The sequence below is a fragment of the Pseudoalteromonas sp. McH1-7 genome (assembly GCF_013366255.1).
Classification (GTDB): Bacteria; Pseudomonadota; Gammaproteobacteria; order Enterobacterales; family Alteromonadaceae; genus Pseudoalteromonas; species Pseudoalteromonas peptidolytica.
Window position 1 is genome coordinate 65,334 of the sequence record NZ_JABWPQ010000018.1, and the last position, 16,225, is coordinate 81,558.

General features: G+C 42.2%; 14 protein-coding genes. 11 read left to right on the forward strand and 3 right to left on the reverse strand.

Annotated features, from left to right (window positions below; genetic code table 11):
* A complete protein-coding gene (locus HUZ36_RS13675; RefSeq protein WP_176033144.1) occupies positions 1–1,887 on the reverse strand; it encodes a penicillin-binding protein activator in 1,887 nt (628 codons plus the stop codon).
* A 60-nt stretch (positions 1,888–1,947) separates the two neighbouring features.
* On the opposite strand from HUZ36_RS13675, the gene rsmI reads away from it, so the two are divergent.
* Positions 1,948–2,805 (forward strand): 16S rRNA (cytidine(1402)-2'-O)-methyltransferase, encoded by an 858-nt coding sequence (rsmI, locus tag HUZ36_RS13680; protein WP_125251153.1) that lies wholly within the window; start codon positions 1,948–1,950, stop codon positions 2,803–2,805.
* A 121-nt stretch (positions 2,806–2,926) separates the two neighbouring features.
* Here the strand turns inward: rsmI and HUZ36_RS13685 are convergent, their stop codons facing one another.
* Together HUZ36_RS13685 and HUZ36_RS13690 are read right to left on the reverse strand one after the other, a co-directional pair.
* Positions 2,927–3,100, reverse strand: coding sequence for a hypothetical protein (locus HUZ36_RS13685; protein ID WP_167508221.1), 174 nt, complete (start codon positions 3,098–3,100; stop codon positions 2,927–2,929).
* Positions 3,101–3,134: 34 nt separating this feature from the next.
* On the reverse strand, positions 3,135–5,195 hold the full coding sequence (locus tag HUZ36_RS13690) for a winged helix-turn-helix domain-containing protein (protein WP_176033145.1): 2,061 nt from the start codon (positions 5,193–5,195) through the stop codon (positions 3,135–3,137).
* Positions 5,196–5,617: 422 nt separating this feature from the next.
* Between HUZ36_RS13690 and HUZ36_RS13695 the strand changes: the two genes are divergently transcribed.
* The 10 genes from HUZ36_RS13695 to HUZ36_RS13740 all read left to right on the forward strand — a co-directional run bounded on the left by HUZ36_RS13695 (position 5,618) and on the right by HUZ36_RS13740 (position 16,200).
* Positions 5,618–5,767: a hypothetical protein gene (locus HUZ36_RS13695; protein WP_161972740.1), complete on the forward strand. Its 150-nt coding sequence runs from the start codon at positions 5,618–5,620 to the stop codon at positions 5,765–5,767.
* Positions 5,768–6,241: 474 nt separating this feature from the next.
* Positions 6,242–7,642: a radical SAM/SPASM domain-containing protein gene (locus HUZ36_RS13700; RefSeq protein WP_147389088.1), complete on the forward strand. Its 1,401-nt coding sequence runs from the start codon at positions 6,242–6,244 to the stop codon at positions 7,640–7,642.
* 11 nt (positions 7,643–7,653) lie between these two features.
* Complete coding sequence (locus tag HUZ36_RS13705) at positions 7,654–9,066, forward strand: radical SAM/SPASM domain-containing protein (protein WP_167508217.1); 1,413 nt, start codon at positions 7,654–7,656, stop codon at positions 9,064–9,066.
* The gene (locus HUZ36_RS13710; RefSeq protein ID WP_128731590.1) at positions 9,056–10,447 is read left to right on the forward strand and encodes a radical SAM/SPASM domain-containing protein; all 1,392 of its coding nucleotides are present in this window, start codon (positions 9,056–9,058) and stop codon (positions 10,445–10,447) included. The genes HUZ36_RS13705 and HUZ36_RS13710 overlap by 11 nt, the downstream gene beginning before the upstream one ends.
* A gap of 10 nt (positions 10,448–10,457) precedes the next feature.
* On the forward strand, positions 10,458–11,444 hold the full coding sequence (locus HUZ36_RS13715; protein WP_176033146.1) for an ABC transporter ATP-binding protein: 987 nt from the start codon (positions 10,458–10,460) through the stop codon (positions 11,442–11,444).
* Entirely contained in the window at positions 11,441–12,229 is a 789-nt protein-coding gene (locus HUZ36_RS13720; RefSeq protein ID WP_125251147.1) for an ABC-2 family transporter protein, read from the forward strand. The genes HUZ36_RS13715 and HUZ36_RS13720 overlap by 4 nt, the downstream gene beginning before the upstream one ends.
* A gap of 1 nt (position 12,230) precedes the next feature.
* Positions 12,231–13,013, forward strand: a complete 783-nt coding sequence (locus HUZ36_RS13725) for an ABC transporter permease (RefSeq protein WP_147389084.1) — start codon at positions 12,231–12,233, stop codon at positions 13,011–13,013.
* Positions 13,014–13,030: 17 nt separating this feature from the next.
* Positions 13,031–13,735, forward strand: a complete 705-nt coding sequence (locus tag HUZ36_RS13730; RefSeq protein WP_125251145.1) for an ABC transporter ATP-binding protein — start codon at positions 13,031–13,033, stop codon at positions 13,733–13,735.
* Positions 13,726–15,015: an ABC transporter permease gene (locus tag HUZ36_RS13735; protein ID WP_176033147.1), complete on the forward strand. Its 1,290-nt coding sequence runs from the start codon at positions 13,726–13,728 to the stop codon at positions 15,013–15,015. The genes HUZ36_RS13730 and HUZ36_RS13735 overlap by 10 nt, the downstream gene beginning before the upstream one ends.
* Positions 15,016–15,018: 3 nt before the next feature.
* The gene (locus HUZ36_RS13740; protein WP_176033148.1) at positions 15,019–16,200 is read left to right on the forward strand and encodes an ABC transporter permease; all 1,182 of its coding nucleotides are present in this window, start codon (positions 15,019–15,021) and stop codon (positions 16,198–16,200) included.
* The last annotated feature ends 25 nt before the right edge of the window (positions 16,201–16,225 follow it).

Below are 16,225 nucleotides of genomic sequence, written 5' to 3' on the forward strand. Positions count from 1 at the left end.
CTATCTTATTAGTGAGGTGCTCTGTGCTTCCTCTTTTTGCATAAACAATGGCAGTGGGGGTTGCTCATCCAAGCTAACTAAACGGATCTGCTTGTTGCGATATTGTGCCCAGCTGAGGCTGCGTACAATGTCGGCATTATCACGGATGCTGAGCTGCCCGGTCAGGCCCTCAAAGCTTTTACCCGATAACCAAGCAAGTTGGCGCAGCTCTGATATAAGGTTAGTCGCATCATATGCCATGGCAAATAGGCGTTGCTCCAAGTCAGCTTGCTCAGGCCAAAGCGCTTGGTATGTCTCCCTAATGGCATTTCTATCTATCGCTCCTGGTAGCATCCAAGGCTGTTCAGTAAAATAAAGCCCTTCTAAATCCCCTTTATCAGTTACATCAATTTGTTTACTGTAACTACGTGAACTTGCGTACAGAGGAATTTTATTGGCAAAAGTACTTACATTCACATCTAAATAAGGCTTAAGTAGGCGCGTTTCCATCGCATCGCCTAAGATATAAACCACATCTATATCGCGTCGTGAGCGAGTTTCACTTTTTACTTCCTTGCGAAAGAGGTTTTTGATTACGTTGGTACGGGCTTTTGAGGCATCGACTTCAAGTAGGTCGGTGATCACCTCAGCCATGTCTTCGCTGTTCGTGTAATAGCCAATCTCAGGTGCAGTTTCAGAATAGTGCTTCCAGCCCTCAACAAAATGCTCAATTAAACGCTTGCCCGATGCACTAGCTGGTGCCAGTAGCATTGGCTTTTTGTATGCCTTAGCTAAAAAGTGCTTCATCGCTTGCTCGACTTCATGCTCAGGGTTTAGCGCAAAAAAGTACTGCTCATTAGTGCGTGGGGTAACGCTCTCTCGAGCGTTCAAAAAGAGTGTCGGGTAGAGAGAGAAATCAGGATTATCAACTAGTTTTTCGACGTTAGATTTCAGCAAAGGACCTATAACGAAGTCCGCATTCGCTTTGGCCAGTTGTGCCAGAATATCTTGCTCTGACGACATTTCATCAATAAAAAAAACTTCTTCAATGGTGCTACTATCCGTTGCTGCTAAAAAACCATTTTTAAGCGCGGTACCAAGGCGCTCGCTTGCTCCTGATTGTGGAATGAGTACCGCAAGCTTTCTTACATCGTAAGGCTCTAGTGCAACTGCACCCTGTAGATCTTTTGGTAGCAAGGCTGCGGCTGGGTGGTTAGCAAAGCGACGGCGCCAGTTATTCATAGCCTGGTCTAATTCAATGCTAGAGCCGAGATAAATTTGCTGATATTTAGCCAATGTGACCCAGCCACGTTGCAATACGCTTCCAGAATCAAAGCGCTCTAGTGCATAACTAGAGAGCTGTTGCAGGGCTCGCCAAATCTCATCGTCTAGCCCTGCGACATTAAGGTTGTTTTGTTGAGCAATGTCTGCCGCTTTGAAAAATTCAACGAGCGCTTTTTTAGGAAGTTGTTGTGAAGCATAAATGCTACCGAGTAGATATTCATACCATGCTTGGTGTTCAGGTGTATTTAACCTTCCTTCTAATGTATGCAATATAGTCAAGGCGCTTTCATATTGCTTCAGCTCTTTACGAGCATAGGCTACATATAATTTATTTTGTACGTGATCGACACTGGCCTTGCTTCCCATTGCCAAGCTTATCTGCTCTAGCATGAGCCAGTTTTTTTCTTCAATCGCAGCGTCTCTGGCTACGTAAAGTAGCTGAATTTTTGTGATGCCAGATTTACTTTTTGCTTTGGCAAAGAGTGAGGCAGCACTATCATCTGTCTGATTGATGGTGGTTGCTGTTTCGCTTTGTTGAGGCAATTTGGTGACATTTGTGCTTGTACTGCAGGCGGATAACCCCGACAATATGGCAACTAAAAGCGCTATCTTTTTAAACTGCACTGGCAAACCTTCTATTTCACGACTAAGTGGACATCTTACTGACTGACATTGGAGAGCTCAATGGCTAATCTTCACAACGAAAATAAAATCGGCACCCTCTATATTGTTGCAACACCAATAGGTAATTTAGAGGACATCAGTGAACGTGCACTGAAAGTATTAAGTCAAGTTGATTTAATCGCTGCTGAAGATACTCGTCACACGGGTAAATTATTAAGCCACTTTAGTATTAAAGCAAAAACTTTTGCCCTACATGATCATAATGAAAAGCAAAAAGCGCAGCAAATTTTGGATTGGCTTAATGAAGGCAAGGATATTGCGCTGGTTTCAGATGCAGGCACACCACTTATCAGCGATCCTGGCTATGCGGTGGTTAATTTATGTCGTGACGCGGGGGCAAATGTCACCCCTGTTCCTGGGGCATGTGCAGCTATTGCTGCGGTGAGTTGCTCTGGGCTCGCAACCGATAAATTTCAATTCGTCGGCTTTACTCCAGCAAAGAGCCAAGCGCGTCAGCAGTTTTTTAAAGAGGTTGTGACGTCAGGGATCACTAGCATCATGTACGAAAGCACCCATAGGATTATGGCCAGCCTCGAAGATATGAAAGCAGCCCTTGGCGAAACACAAAAGGTAGTATTTGCAAAAGAATTAACAAAAACGTATGAAACTTTTTTTAGTGGTACGGTAACAGAGCTCATCACTTTTTTGCATGACACACCAGAAAAGCAAAAAGGTGAGCTGGTATTGATGCTACCTGGTGAGGAGCGCGATGAGCAAGCTCTGACTCCAGAGGCAAGTAAGTTGATTGCGTTACTGGAGTCCGAAATGCCACTTAAAAAAGCATGTGGGGTTGCGGCTGAATACCTAGGACTGAAAAAGAATGCGTTATATAAAGCTTGGCTGGAAACTCGAGCGTAATAACCGGTTGCTTTGAACAATATTGGATTGAGAGAAACTTTATTGTTCAAAGCTTAAGTTATCTACTTTATAGAGACGGAATAACAACAACGTAACTACACCTTGTTATTCCAAACTCAGATCACTTGTCGTTACTGCATTTCCATGGTGTCACAAGGCACATACCAGATTGTAGAGTGCTGTTGTACTTATGTGTTGGTAGTACTTGCTCGCTTTGTTTCATACCAAGAGAACTAGCTTGGGTCATTGAGGTAAAGAACAGAGATATGATGTAAATGGCAGTTAGCTTTTTCATTTGTTTTTCCTTGTTTTTTGCTACCACCACATCTCTACATTTCTAATGCTTCCAATAAATAATTAAGAGTGAACTTTTTTGTAACTTTTACCTGAGCCATCAGTTGGCTACTTTGGGTCTGAGTGTCTTTTTTGATGATTAACGCATTGTTTCTGTTACTTATATAAAAATTAGTAGCGCTTGAGTCGTACGGTAGCTCAAACTTTTTGTGCTCTGGTTCGGTTTTTGATATATCGAGTTGATGATAGCTAACACGTGATAAATCATGTTCAGTCCAGATGACCAGATCTTCATATAGCTGTATTTCTGAATTGGACTCTAATACTGCTCTAGTATGTAGAGGAAGAATACTTGCATCTTTTGGTTTGATAAACAGCTCACCTTCTATATTCGCCAGCAATAAGTTTCCCTCAAATTCTCGCACAAACTTAAAACCACTGAAGAGGTGCGTTAACTCGTTATGCTCCCAGCGATATACCAGCCATTGGGAGTCTGACTTAGCGGTAAAATAAACGGCTTTCCCATCACTGGCGATCACTACGCTGTGAGGGGTCGCAGTATGGCGGATAGACTCAGTTATCGGGGAGGAGTGAGTGTAGTCAACTTTTATAATGGTTTTATCTTGTTTGACTGCAAATGCTTGAGCTTTACGAGCGTGGCTCAGGTCGGTTAATTTATCTGTGCTTTGCAATAAAACACCTTTCTCATTTGGTATTGAGCTTTGAAACTTGACTATTTGTGTATTGTCTTGATGTTGAATTTTGGCAATAAAGCTACCGTCATCACCTATGTTGATAAGTGATTGAATGTCGCTATCAAAGTGATACAGCTTACGTTTTGGAGTACTATTAAGAGGTAGTGTTAGCTCCAAAAAGAACGCCCCTTTTTTTAGCTCTGACAGCATATGAAGCTGCTGGCTCTGAGGCTGATAACTCAACATGTACACAAAGTCATCGGCAAGATGGGTTTGCATTTGTTGCTCTAAGTTGTGCTCTATGAGGCCTTGCTCTGTTGCGATTAAGAGGGTGTTGTTGTCTCGCCAGTCAAGGTCTATCAGTTTACTTGAATGTGGCACTAACCCGATACGTTGTAAACTGCGAAGGTCATATATTTCTATATAAGAGTGCTCAGCTAAGCTATCGAAAACAAGCAGCGCGATTTTATCTTGCTGTGTCGAAACTGCGCCTGCGAAAAAGTTAATATAGGATTCCGCATTTTTAATTACCGCCTCAATCGTGCCTGTTTTATGGCTGTACTGATAAAGATGAAACGCACTTTGTGCGTGTGAAGCGCCGAGAAAGTATAAGGTGTCTTCAGTTGGTCCAAGGAAAATATCAGCAATAAGAAATTGAGGGTCAATAATATGCCGCGTTTGACCAGTTTGAATATTATACTCGATGATAGTCGAGTTGCCTTTCACAACATCAGAGATAAATAAACGCTCACCAGAGTGAGAAAATGCCATTGCATCAGGCCAATTAACGTTCTCCATGATGACACTTTCTGTACCTGTGCCTTGATTGCTCAGTATGATGGAATAATCCTGTTCTCCATTAAGCTTTGCTGCATAGGCAGAAAGCCCCGAAGTTGACTCAGCAAATGACAGCTGATCTGCGCCTACGGTTGTTTGTACTAGTGGTTGAGCTGAAATAGAGGTTTGTTGCGAAAGTGGAATAAATAACGCCAATAGGGGTAATGCAAGCAACAGTAAATAGGGGGACAGATGAGACGACTTTTTTGCTTGCCACTGTGAACATTGGTGATTGCCATGCCCTTGTGAAGGGCACTGTGTTGTTTTACAGGTGTTGGCATTACACACCAGCTTATATCCTCTTTTTGATACATGCTGGATAAAGTGTGGTTGTTTAGGGTCGTCTTTAAATGCTTGACGAAGTTTACTAATGCAGCGCCTTACAGCAGCGTCACTGACAAGCACCCCGGCCCATACTTCATCATGTAGCTCATTGATACTAATGTATCGATCTTGATTGTTATATAAGTACTCTAAAACTTCAAAAACCTTCGGCTCTAGCTCTATTAATTCTTCCTCTATACATAATTTATGCTCGTCCTTTAACAAGATTATTCTTTTCATAATTGTCATTCTTGTAAGAGTTAAAAAATAAAACCATATAAAACAATATCGTACGTTTCGGTTTTTGAAAAATTAGGATTTAGTTATTCCATTAATGATTCTAAGGGATATAAGTTTGTTTGTGAAACATAAATTATCACAAAGATTAACTCTTGTTATTGGGGTGTGAATGTGAAGCGATTCGAGAAACTAAAATCAATAGCGCTATCTCAACCCAAAATATTTCAACAGCAAAAAATGAATGAGATTAAGTGGTTTAAAAATGGTTGTAGTGAATGTCCCGAGTCTGGTCAGTGTAAATCATCAGAGCCTTCGCCCGAGGCGCCTAACAGCTAAATCGATTTTCCAAATAGCAGTGCATGTTTTATCACCCAGCGTGCATTGTTTTAAACAAGATGGGTGAGATTTAAAGGAATACAAAAATGTCTATCAACAAACTTAAAGAAATTGCACAAAAACAAAAAATCAATGCTTCTAAAGAAGTACTGCAGATCATGCGTACTCAAGGCTGTTCAAGCTGCTGTAGCTTTAGTGAAGGTGGTAACTCACAAGAAGCGAAAAATATTCAGTAAGCATCCTTAAGCCAGTCGCCGCTACTCTCTTTGTGTCGACAAGCCGTCACACACTATGTTGGTCGGCATGTTAATTCAATGGTGGATAGGGACTGTACTTAGCATTGAGATAAATACTATTCGGAGAAGAATAATGAGTATTCAAAAACTAAAGAAATTATCAAAACTAAAACAAGTTCAAGTAAGCAAAGATGCTTTAAGCATTATGCGTACACAAGGTTGCTCAAGCTGCTGTAGTTTCAGTGGCGGTGGTAACTCGCAAGAAATGAAGTAGCAAAGTGGGTTAAGACCACACTGAGTTATTTCAGGGAGAGTGCTTAGGCGACTGATGTCATCAATCCGCTCCCAATACAGCATCAGTTTTATCAATAGATTGGTGCTGTTGTTCACCGTTATCTTAATGATTATCAGCCGTCACTTGGTGATTGTTAGGGAAAATACCGCGCCGTGTAAAACAATAATAAGGGGTTTGCAATGGTTCCATTGCTCAAAAAGGATATTCAATTTGTGCCACGCGAAGAAGAGGGATTAGTTGTTCTTTGTCGTGAGTTACCAAATGGGTCAAAAGCCGAAATTAGAATACATCCAATTCAAGCGTTCATTATGGTGTTATTTGATGGACAGAACGACAAAAGCAAAGTTGCACAAGTGATAGCAGAGGTAATGAGTATCGAACCGCAAGCAGCGGTTGATATTGTCGAAACACTTCTTAATCGATTTTCGTTATTTTTTACCGACACGCCTTTATCCGACACATCATTGCTTTCTCATAACCCAGAGGCTTTTTTGTTCGAAGGAGACGATACACTCATCGTTAACCGTCGCGAGGATGCACCGGGAGCTATCGTATGGGTTGTCACGGAAGATTGTAACCGTAAGTGTAAGTACTGCTATAAAGATGCCAAGTTTGTAGCTGATGGGTTTGCTCGTGATATTGCTTTTCCTTTCGAGCGCGTTACTCAAATAATTGATGAAGCCGCAATGATAGGTGTCAATCGCTTGATCTTCACCGGAGGAGAGCCCTTACTGCGCCAAGACTTGCCAGAAGTCATAGGGCATACGATAGATCAAAATATTATTCCAATAGTCATCACAAAAATGCGAGTAGAAGGTGACATGATGGCACGGTTAGTAAAAGCCGGCCTAGAAGAGCTTCATGTCAGTCTAGATTCAGTAGTCGAAGCGGAGGTCGAGAAGCTAGTTGGTGTTGAAGGTGCTTTAGATGACATGCTAGTGACCATCAACGCTTGCTGTGAAAATGGTATTAAAGTCGTACTAAGGCCAGTCATGACGGCGATTAATGTAGACAATCTTGAGCAGCTGATTTCTCAGACCTATGCCATGGGAGTCAGAGAGTTTGTGATTGATGTATATGGGAAAACCTGTGGTCGCCATGAGCCTAGTTTTATGCTGAGTGACGAACAAGAAGCACAACTAAAAGTCACAGTAAAAAGCCTAAAAGAGAGGTATACGCAGGCAAAGTTCGGATTTAACTTCGATTTACGAGAAGCGACCGAAACCAAAGGGTGCATGGAAGGCTTAAAAGGGATCACCGTTCAGCCAAATGGACTGTGTGTTAAGTGTGAACATATACCACCTGGACCTCATAATACCTTTGGTGATTTAAACGAAAGTGGTTTGCTGGATATTTGGATCTCTGAAAAAATGAAAGAGATAGTCATTCCAAGTCGTAAATTTTTCAAAGGCACATCGTGTTATAAATGCGATCTGTTTCGAAACTGCAACTACGTCCGTGGTCGTTGCACCGTTACAGCTAAAGGGAAGTTCGGCACTATTCATGCGCCTGATCTTTATTGTCCCATCGGTGAATTTCATAAAAGTAATGAGATCGATGTACACGTAATTAATGCGTAGGAGTGATGGCGATGAGAAGATTTGGAAAACTTGGTGTCATTCACCAACACGCAGATAGCTACTCGCTTGACTACTTTCCCATCGCGGGACAGCAAGAAACGCCGAGTATTGAGTTACACCCTTTGGTTGTCTATATCTTGTCTTTGTTAGATAAGCAGTGGACAGTTGAAAAAATAGTGGAAGATTTACCGCGTCATTTTGATATTGCGCCAGAACATGCACAAGAAATTACAGATGATGTTGATGTCGTTTTTGAACGTCACTTTACTTCACAGCAGCATGAGCCTTCAGGTGTTACTATTGATGAAGAGGCCGTCCGAACACAAGTACGAGCGCTAAGTCAGCATACACCACTGACCACTCGAACAACCGTATTTAAAGGTAATCGCTCGCCATTTCCGATGACATTACAGTGGCTTGTTACAGACTTTTGTAACCGTAAATGCGTGTATTGTTATCAAGGTGCACCGCTAAGTAGTAAAACGGAAGATTCCTCTGTTGATATTGATGTCATAAAAAGATTGATTAGAGAAACCGCGCAGCTTGGTGGCAAAGAAGTACTACTGACAGGCGGTGAGCCGTTACTACGTGAAGATATTTATGAAGTCATGGTATATGCGTTACAACACGGTTTAACTCCTGACTTCATCAGTAAACAATTTGTGAGTGTAGAGAACGCTAAAAAGCTTGCAGCTGCTGGGTTGAAAGATGCGTTTTTCAGCATTGATAGCCTAGAAAAAGAGGCCGCGAAATCACTCACAGGAATTGGTGGGTTTGCCAAGAAAATCGGCCAAACCGTTGAGAATATGGTTACAGAGGGAATACGTGTGCACGCGAAGTCACTGTTAACTTCGCTTAATGCTCATGCCTACACTGAAACGTTAGAAACTTTAGAGCGACTTGGGGCTCACTCCATCACGATTGATACCTACTCTGATAACCTACAGCGTCATGATGATGATTTACACGCCTCAGTGGCACAAATGCACGAAGTCCGCGATGCGGTTGACACTTTTTTAGCCACCCAGCCAAAGTTGAAAGTGTATTATCGCTCTGAACAGATAGAAAAAGACATCGATTATGATATTGACGGCTTTGTCTGTCATAACGGCCGTACACAATTATTGTTTTATCCTAATGGGGACATTTCCAAGTGCGATAAGAAGCTACCTGGTGGAGACATGATAGTTGGCAGCGTGTTGAATCAAAGTGTTTTTGAAGCATGGAATAGCACGGCCTTATTAGAATCGTTAGACCCACCAAGAGATAAGTATAAAGGCACTCCTTGCTTTACCTGTGACAGTTTTGACACCTGTAATATTCGCGGGCGTTGCTACTACGGTGCTTACATGTCAACGGGAACATTATATGGCCCGCAGGAAGGGGCATGCAAATATATGGTGGGGGTGAAAAGTGTTTGTTAATCAATTCTTAAAGCTAAAAGATAAATCACGACTAGTCAAAGAGTCCAACCGCGTCATCTTATTTACTGTCGACAAGGGAGAGAAGTTTGCCTCTTTATCTGTGGTGCACGCGTTGGTGCTTGCACTGAGTACTGGTGAAAACAGTACCACGGATATCCGAGATGGATTGATGGAGATTTTTGACTTTGAGCAAAGTGAAGCGCAGCAGCTCATCAGTGATTTGCTTGTTCAAACGGCTGACTTTATCGATGTGCAAGACCATGCTTTTACTGAGCTTAATGCACGTTATGATGCCGAGGACTTTATATATCAAGCCGAGCCAACACCCTGGCAAAATAAACTAGAGGTGCCCAATACTGTGGTGTGGATGACAACAAATCGTTGTCCTGCTGATTGTGTTTATTGTGTTATCCCGACATTAAAAGCCAATGAAATTGCGCCAAATGAACTCACAACAGAGCAGGCATTTAAGTTTTTGTCTGAGTGTGTTGCACTTGGGGTGAAGTATGTCAATTTGCATGGTGGCGATCCTTTCTTACGTAAAGACATGATAGAGATCATTGAGTACCTGCTTGAGCATGATGTATTCGTAGATGTGTCAACCAAAATGCCACTACGGGAGAGCTTAATCGAGCGCCTAGCAAAGGCGGGGTTAGATACGCTTCAGGTCAGTATAGATAGCAAAATACCAAAAATTGCTGATGCCATTGTGAAAGTAAAAAACTGGCTGCCAAAAATTAACCAAACTATTGAGCTATGTCAGAAATATGATTTGAATGTTCGCGCTAATATTGTTGTGACGGCCATGAATATTGATGGGATCCCAGACTTGCTGAGATACCTCATTGAAGAAAAGGGTATTACAGATGTTGGCATGTCGAGCTATTTACGTTCTGAACATAAACATGATGATGATCTGCTAATTAATCAGCAGCAACGAGAGTGGCTAGTTAATGCTGTTAACGAAATATCAGCACAATACCCTGATATTGAAATAGGCAACATCTCCGTGAAGAGTGAAAGAGAAGTGTCTGTATCGATCCCTGGCTTTGGCTCTTGCGCGGGTGGTAAGACGGCACTGGTCATCGGCTCTGATGGAGAGTGTGCGACATGCGATCGCACTATGCCTTATCAACAGGCTCGAATTGGCAACGTGAAAGAATCTTCTATTCGTGATATCTGGAATGGTGAAGCATTGGAATACTTGCTAGATCCGCCACGAGAAGAGTATGAGGGGACGCCATGTTTTGACTGTGATCATTTTCAGCAATGCAATGTGCGTCAACGTTGCTATTACCGCGCTCAATTGATTAATGGCCGACTTTATGCGCCTGACTATTTATGTGCAAAGTTACCTGAACCTCCAGTGGAAATGTTTTGAGGTGTAAAATATGGAAGTGATAAAAGCAAATGCCGTGTGTAAGACGTTTTCAAGACCTTTGGCGTCGACCCAAACTGGGGTGATTGCGGCGATAAAACAATTTGTTGCACCACCAAAAGAGAATATCAATGTTATTGATAACGTCTCCCTATCCGTTCAGCAAGGTGAGTTTGTGGGGCTGTTGGGGGCGAATGGTTCAGGCAAGTCAACATTGTTGAAATTACTCACAGGGATTTTGCAGCCTGATGCTGGTTCGCTTACGGTACTTGGGCATCACCCATCTAAAGAGCGCAAAGCGTACACCAAGAAAATTGGTGCCGTGTTTGGGCAAAAGAGCTTACTGTGGTGGAATGTGGCTATCATTGAGTCGTTTCGGCTTTATGCTTCTATCTACAAACTCAGCCGCCAAGATAGTGAACGTCGCATTGAGCAACTCAGCGAGTTACTTGGACTCAGAGATTTGTTGTCGTCGCCACCGAAAAAACTTTCTTTGGGTCAGCGCATGAAAGCTGAAGTTGTCGCTTCGTTGCTACATCAGCCACAGCTTATTTTTCTGGATGAGCCAACCATTGCCATGGATCCGGTTTCGCGGCTTAATTTGATGAACTTCTTGTTGCAGCTTAATCGAGATGAAGGCACGAGTATCGTGCTGACATCTCATAATATGGCAGATGTTCATCACTATTGTCAGCGCAGTGTGATAATGGAGCAAGGCGCAGTGCTATTTGATGGTAAAACCTCGGATATCTTGTCATTGGAGCACGTTAAGGTATTAGAAATTAAAACCTGCTCAGCGCTTGATAGCCAGTTGTTGTCTGAGTTCGAATACGAATTGATAGAAGATAATCACTATCGTATAAAGACCTCAACTGAACTTGCGAAAGAAGCGCTGTCACGGCTGGCTTTTCACCCTAACGTGAAAGATGTCAACCTCTCTCCACCGAGCTTAGATCATGCCATTCATCACTTTATGACTGCAGCGAGAAATACGTTATGAATAGCATGGTTTTTATTCGCTTCTTGCAGTTGTCACTCAAAGATTTATCGGTATTTCGTAGTGATTTTATTATTAGCATCATACACATCCTTATCTATCAGGGGATCTTTATTTTATTTTGGGATGCGTTACTACGACAACTGGACTCACCACTGGGTGAGTGGGACAAAGGGAGCTTGGCACTACTTATTTTGGTTGGCTTAATATTTTCTTCAATCAGAATGCTATTTTTCGGATTCACTACCATGAGTAGCAAGGTGATCAACGGTGAACTTGATAAATACCTTTGTCGTCCAGTTTCCCCTTTGTTAGCGTTACTAGCCGAAGATACCAAGATTTGGGCTGCGGGCCATTCATTATTAACTTGTAGCATTTTGTTCTTCTTTATGGACCAAGTGTATGACTACCAGTTTACTACGCTATCTTTTGTGTACTTTTCAATCTCTATTTTGGTGGGCAGTTTAACGCTGGTACTGATGGAGGGTTGTATTGCACTGAGCGCATTTTGGTTTGGTAATGTGGACAGGTTATTTTATTTAATCAATAGTTTTGGCGATTTTCAGCGCTATCCCATCACTTTATTTCCTAAATTATTACAGCACTTTCTTATTTATGTTTTGCCCATTGGTTTAGTGTCATCTATACCGGTCATGTTTCTTGTTGGAATGTATGACGAGCCAGCCTCGATGCTGATTATTCAGGGAGTTATTTTACTCTTCTGGCTATGTGGCTTTGTCTGGCTTTGGCGCTGCGCTTTGCGCCGTTACGACTCGTTAGGGGGGTAAGATGAGCGTATTACAATTACTCCGGTTAGAGTTAAAAGAAGCAACCCACTTTCGAACAAACTTGTACGCTTGGGTGTTATCGCATCCATTGCAGTTGTTGATTATTTACATGCTATGGCAAGGGATATTTCACTTTACTGACTCAGTTGCGGGTTACAGCTTGCAACATATCGTCATGTATTATTTTTTAGTGCATTTTATTAATTCATTTTTATCATCAGCATATACTGTGAACTATCAAGTATGGAGTGATATTAATGAAGGAGGACTGGATAAATTCCTTTGTCGGCCTTTCAATTATTTAACGCTAATCTCAATAAAAAACCTGTCCAGACCTGGAATTGATGCGCTGTTCGCCTTGCCTGTACTGGTCATTGCAGTGTGGCTCGCCCCTCAGCAAAGTAGCGTCTTTAGTTGGGTGATGTTCACGTTTTCAGTATGGTTGTCCTTATTACTATTAATTGAAATTCAAAAGGTGATTGGTCTACTGTCATTGTGGCTGGAAAAGGTATTTGGGCTAAGAGATATTTTATTTAGCTTTATGATGCTGCTCTCAGGTCAGTTATTACCTTTGAGTATTTTGCCTCAATGGCTAGGAGAAATAGCCCTTTATTCTCCATTTGCTGCACTTTTTCACGCACCAATTTCACAAGTTTTACCAAGCCAAAGTGTCACAGGGCTCAGTGCAATTGAGTTACAACTACTATGGCTCTTGGTATTTATTTTATTCAGTAAACTGCTATGGACGGTAGGAAGACCTAAATATCAGTCTTTGGGTGGTTAATAATAAGAGGAAGTAAGATGTCAAAAGCCATTATCAAAGCCAGTGAACTCGGAAAGTATTATCAAGTCGGTAATATTAAGACGCAGGTTTTTAACTCGCTGTCATTTGCAGTTGAGGAAGGAGAGTTTGTTTCTATCGTTGGACCATCCGGTGCAGGAAAAACAACGTTACTAAATACAATTGGGTTGTTGGAGAAGTTTCAGTCTGGGCGCTTACAAGTAGCGGGAGCAGACGTTGCAACAATGAAAGACCAACAGCTTTCGCAGCTGAGAAATCAATATATTGGGTTTATTTTTCAAAATTTTAATTTATTACCCGAGATGACGGTGCTAGATAACGTGATGTTGCCGCTAGAAATAGCGGGTGTCTCCTCTGCCATAGCAAAAGAAAAAGCGGTATATCAGCTGGAGAGGATGGGACTAAAAGGGCGAATGGATCATAAGCATTTCTTGCTCTCTGGAGGTCAGCAACAACGGGTTGCGATTGCGCGTGCATTGATTTCAGAGCCTAAAGTTATCCTCGCCGATGAACCAACAGGGAATTTGAATTCGCAAATGGCAATGGAAATTATGAAACTGTTGAAAGAAATTAATGCAGAAGGCACTACCATTTTGATGGTGACGCATGATGAGCATTTATCACAGTTGGCAACGAGGCAAATTATGTTGTCGGACGGTAATATCATAGAGTCTCAGCAGCAGGAGTTAGCTTCATGCGGTTAGGCTCGTTAGTTAATAATCTTAAGTCACAGAGTTTGATTAGTGCATTAGTTATATTACTTATCGCCACCGGCCTTGGGGCATTTGGCACTACCTATTCTGTGTATCACGTCATGTCTAGTAATCCAATGTCATATGCTGAGCACACTACAAGATATGTGTTGTTAAATGATTGGAGTCCAGACAAAGAGTTTGACTTTTCTCCGCCGCTTCTGAGCTATCAAGATGCAAAGCAACTCGCAGCACTGAACGAAATGGGTAAAAGTGCTTTAACCTACGACTCAAAGCTCGTGTCACAAGTACCTGATTCGCCTTATATCTATGAATTCACAGCCAGAGCTACCACCCCCGACTTTTTTTCCATATTTGCGATACCATTTCGATATGGAAATGCTTGGTCTATGCAAGATGAGCATGATGAAACTGAGGTGGTAGTTTTGTCTCAACAAGCAAACGCGCAATTATTTAACGGTATAAATAGCGTTGGTAAAACGCTAATGCTAGATAATCGTCCCTATACGGTTGTCGGTGTGCTGTTTGAATTTAGCATGACACCTAAGATATACGATTTACATGTAGCACCATACTCAGATATTGAGGGCGTGTTCATTCCATTTTCTACCGCAGTTAAAAACAGTGTCTTGCCACACGGGCGCTTATTAGGGTGGCGCAATGAGCCGCTGAGTGGTTTTCAGGACGTGTTTAATACCACCATGATCTGGCTACAGCTGTGGGTTAGTTTTGACAGTGGCGCACAAATGCAAGCCTATGAGCAGCGTGTGGCTGGGTATGCAAACGCGCTACACCAATCTGGCCGAATGTTACGCGGTCAAGATAAATTTAGACTACTGACCCCATCTCAATGGTTGCGTGAAAACGAAGTAGTTAATAGTGATAGTCAATTTCTACTCTTTTTGGCGATTGTATTTTTATTAATTTGCTTGCTCTGTGTTGCAGGGTTGCTCTTTGCAAGTTATGCCTCAAGACAACATGCCTTGAACGTATACCGAGCCATAGGCGCATCAAAGCAATATCTCATAAAACTGTTGTTAGCGGAGTTAAGTGTTTTAACAGCACTTGGATGTTTGCTAGGCGTGATATTTATAGCAATAGGGCTGTCTTACATGGAGCTTCTGTATGGCAGCAGTTATGCACAGGTCGCCAATATGAATGTAGTGCCGGTGATGTTGGCAGTGGCAACATGCTTTATTGGTGTATTCTTGGCCTGTGCATTGCCAATAGGTAAGTACTGTAATGCTGATGGGCTAACGGTGCAGAGGTAAGAAATGATAATAAAAACAACACTTCAATTTTTAGCGTATCGAAAACTCCCTTATTTGTTGATGGCCGTTATTATTGCCTTAGCCTTATTGGTGATGGTGAATGCCGCAGCGGTACTGAATAAAGCACAAGGAGAGATAAAGCATACGCCTTATTTTGGTGAAACAACATTCTCGGTATGGCTCAAGTACCTTGAACAGGATGTTGACTATGATATGCAAGCGAAAAAGGATGAAGCAATACTACTAGCGATGGCTGAAGTGGAGACTGTCAGTTTTGCGACCCCCGTGCCATTTGGAGGCGGCGGCCCTGAGCTGAAGTTACAGCAACCCAATAGCAATGATGAATTAACCAGTAGTGTGTTTTATGCCGATGAGCAGTTTGTCCCAACCCTAGCGGTGGACATCATTGCAGGTAGAAACTTTACTTCGAATGATGTGGTCAGTAGTGATGAAGATGCCAGTGTGGCCTTAATCAACAAGGCGCTCGCACTCAAGTTATTTGGTGAATATTCTGTTGTTGGCAAAGTTATCACCGCAGGTGATAGTAGCTATACCATAGTAGGAGTGATTGATCCGCTGGTGGGCGCAAACTTTAAATCTACACGAGGCCAATTTGTGGTCGTGCTACCTCAAGTGAAGCTGGGCAAGTGGACATCGATGTTAGTGAAATTTGCGCCAGATACAGACACTGCGATAGCACAAAGTATGCTGGAGAATGCGCTGCAACAGCAAGCGCTAAAGCGAGTAATAGCAAAAAGCGGCGTATTACCAAGCTATCGCGCTGCTGGATTGAGAAAAGATTTTGCATTGAGCGCTATGCTATCTGCTGTGATGGGGGCATTTATGTTGGTGGTTTTTGCAACTGTCTGGGGGGTCGTAAAGTTTAACTTTGTGGCGAGACAAAAAACCATGGGAATATTACGTGCGCTTGGGATCAGTCATCGTAAACAAAGCATTGCCGTTGCCGGAGAGTTTACTCTTGTTTGCATGCTTGGGGTACTTTTGGGAGGATTGTTATCGTTATTGCTGAGTCCTTGGTTGCAAAGTCAATTTTCGATAGAACCACTTCAAGTCGAGTATATACTTGGATTCGGAGCCGGTCTGCAAATACTGGTGTTAGTAATCGTTCAACTGCACCTAATGAAATGCCAAAAGCAAACTATTGCAGAAACAATTTATCAATAATGGGCTATATCTATTTGGCACAATA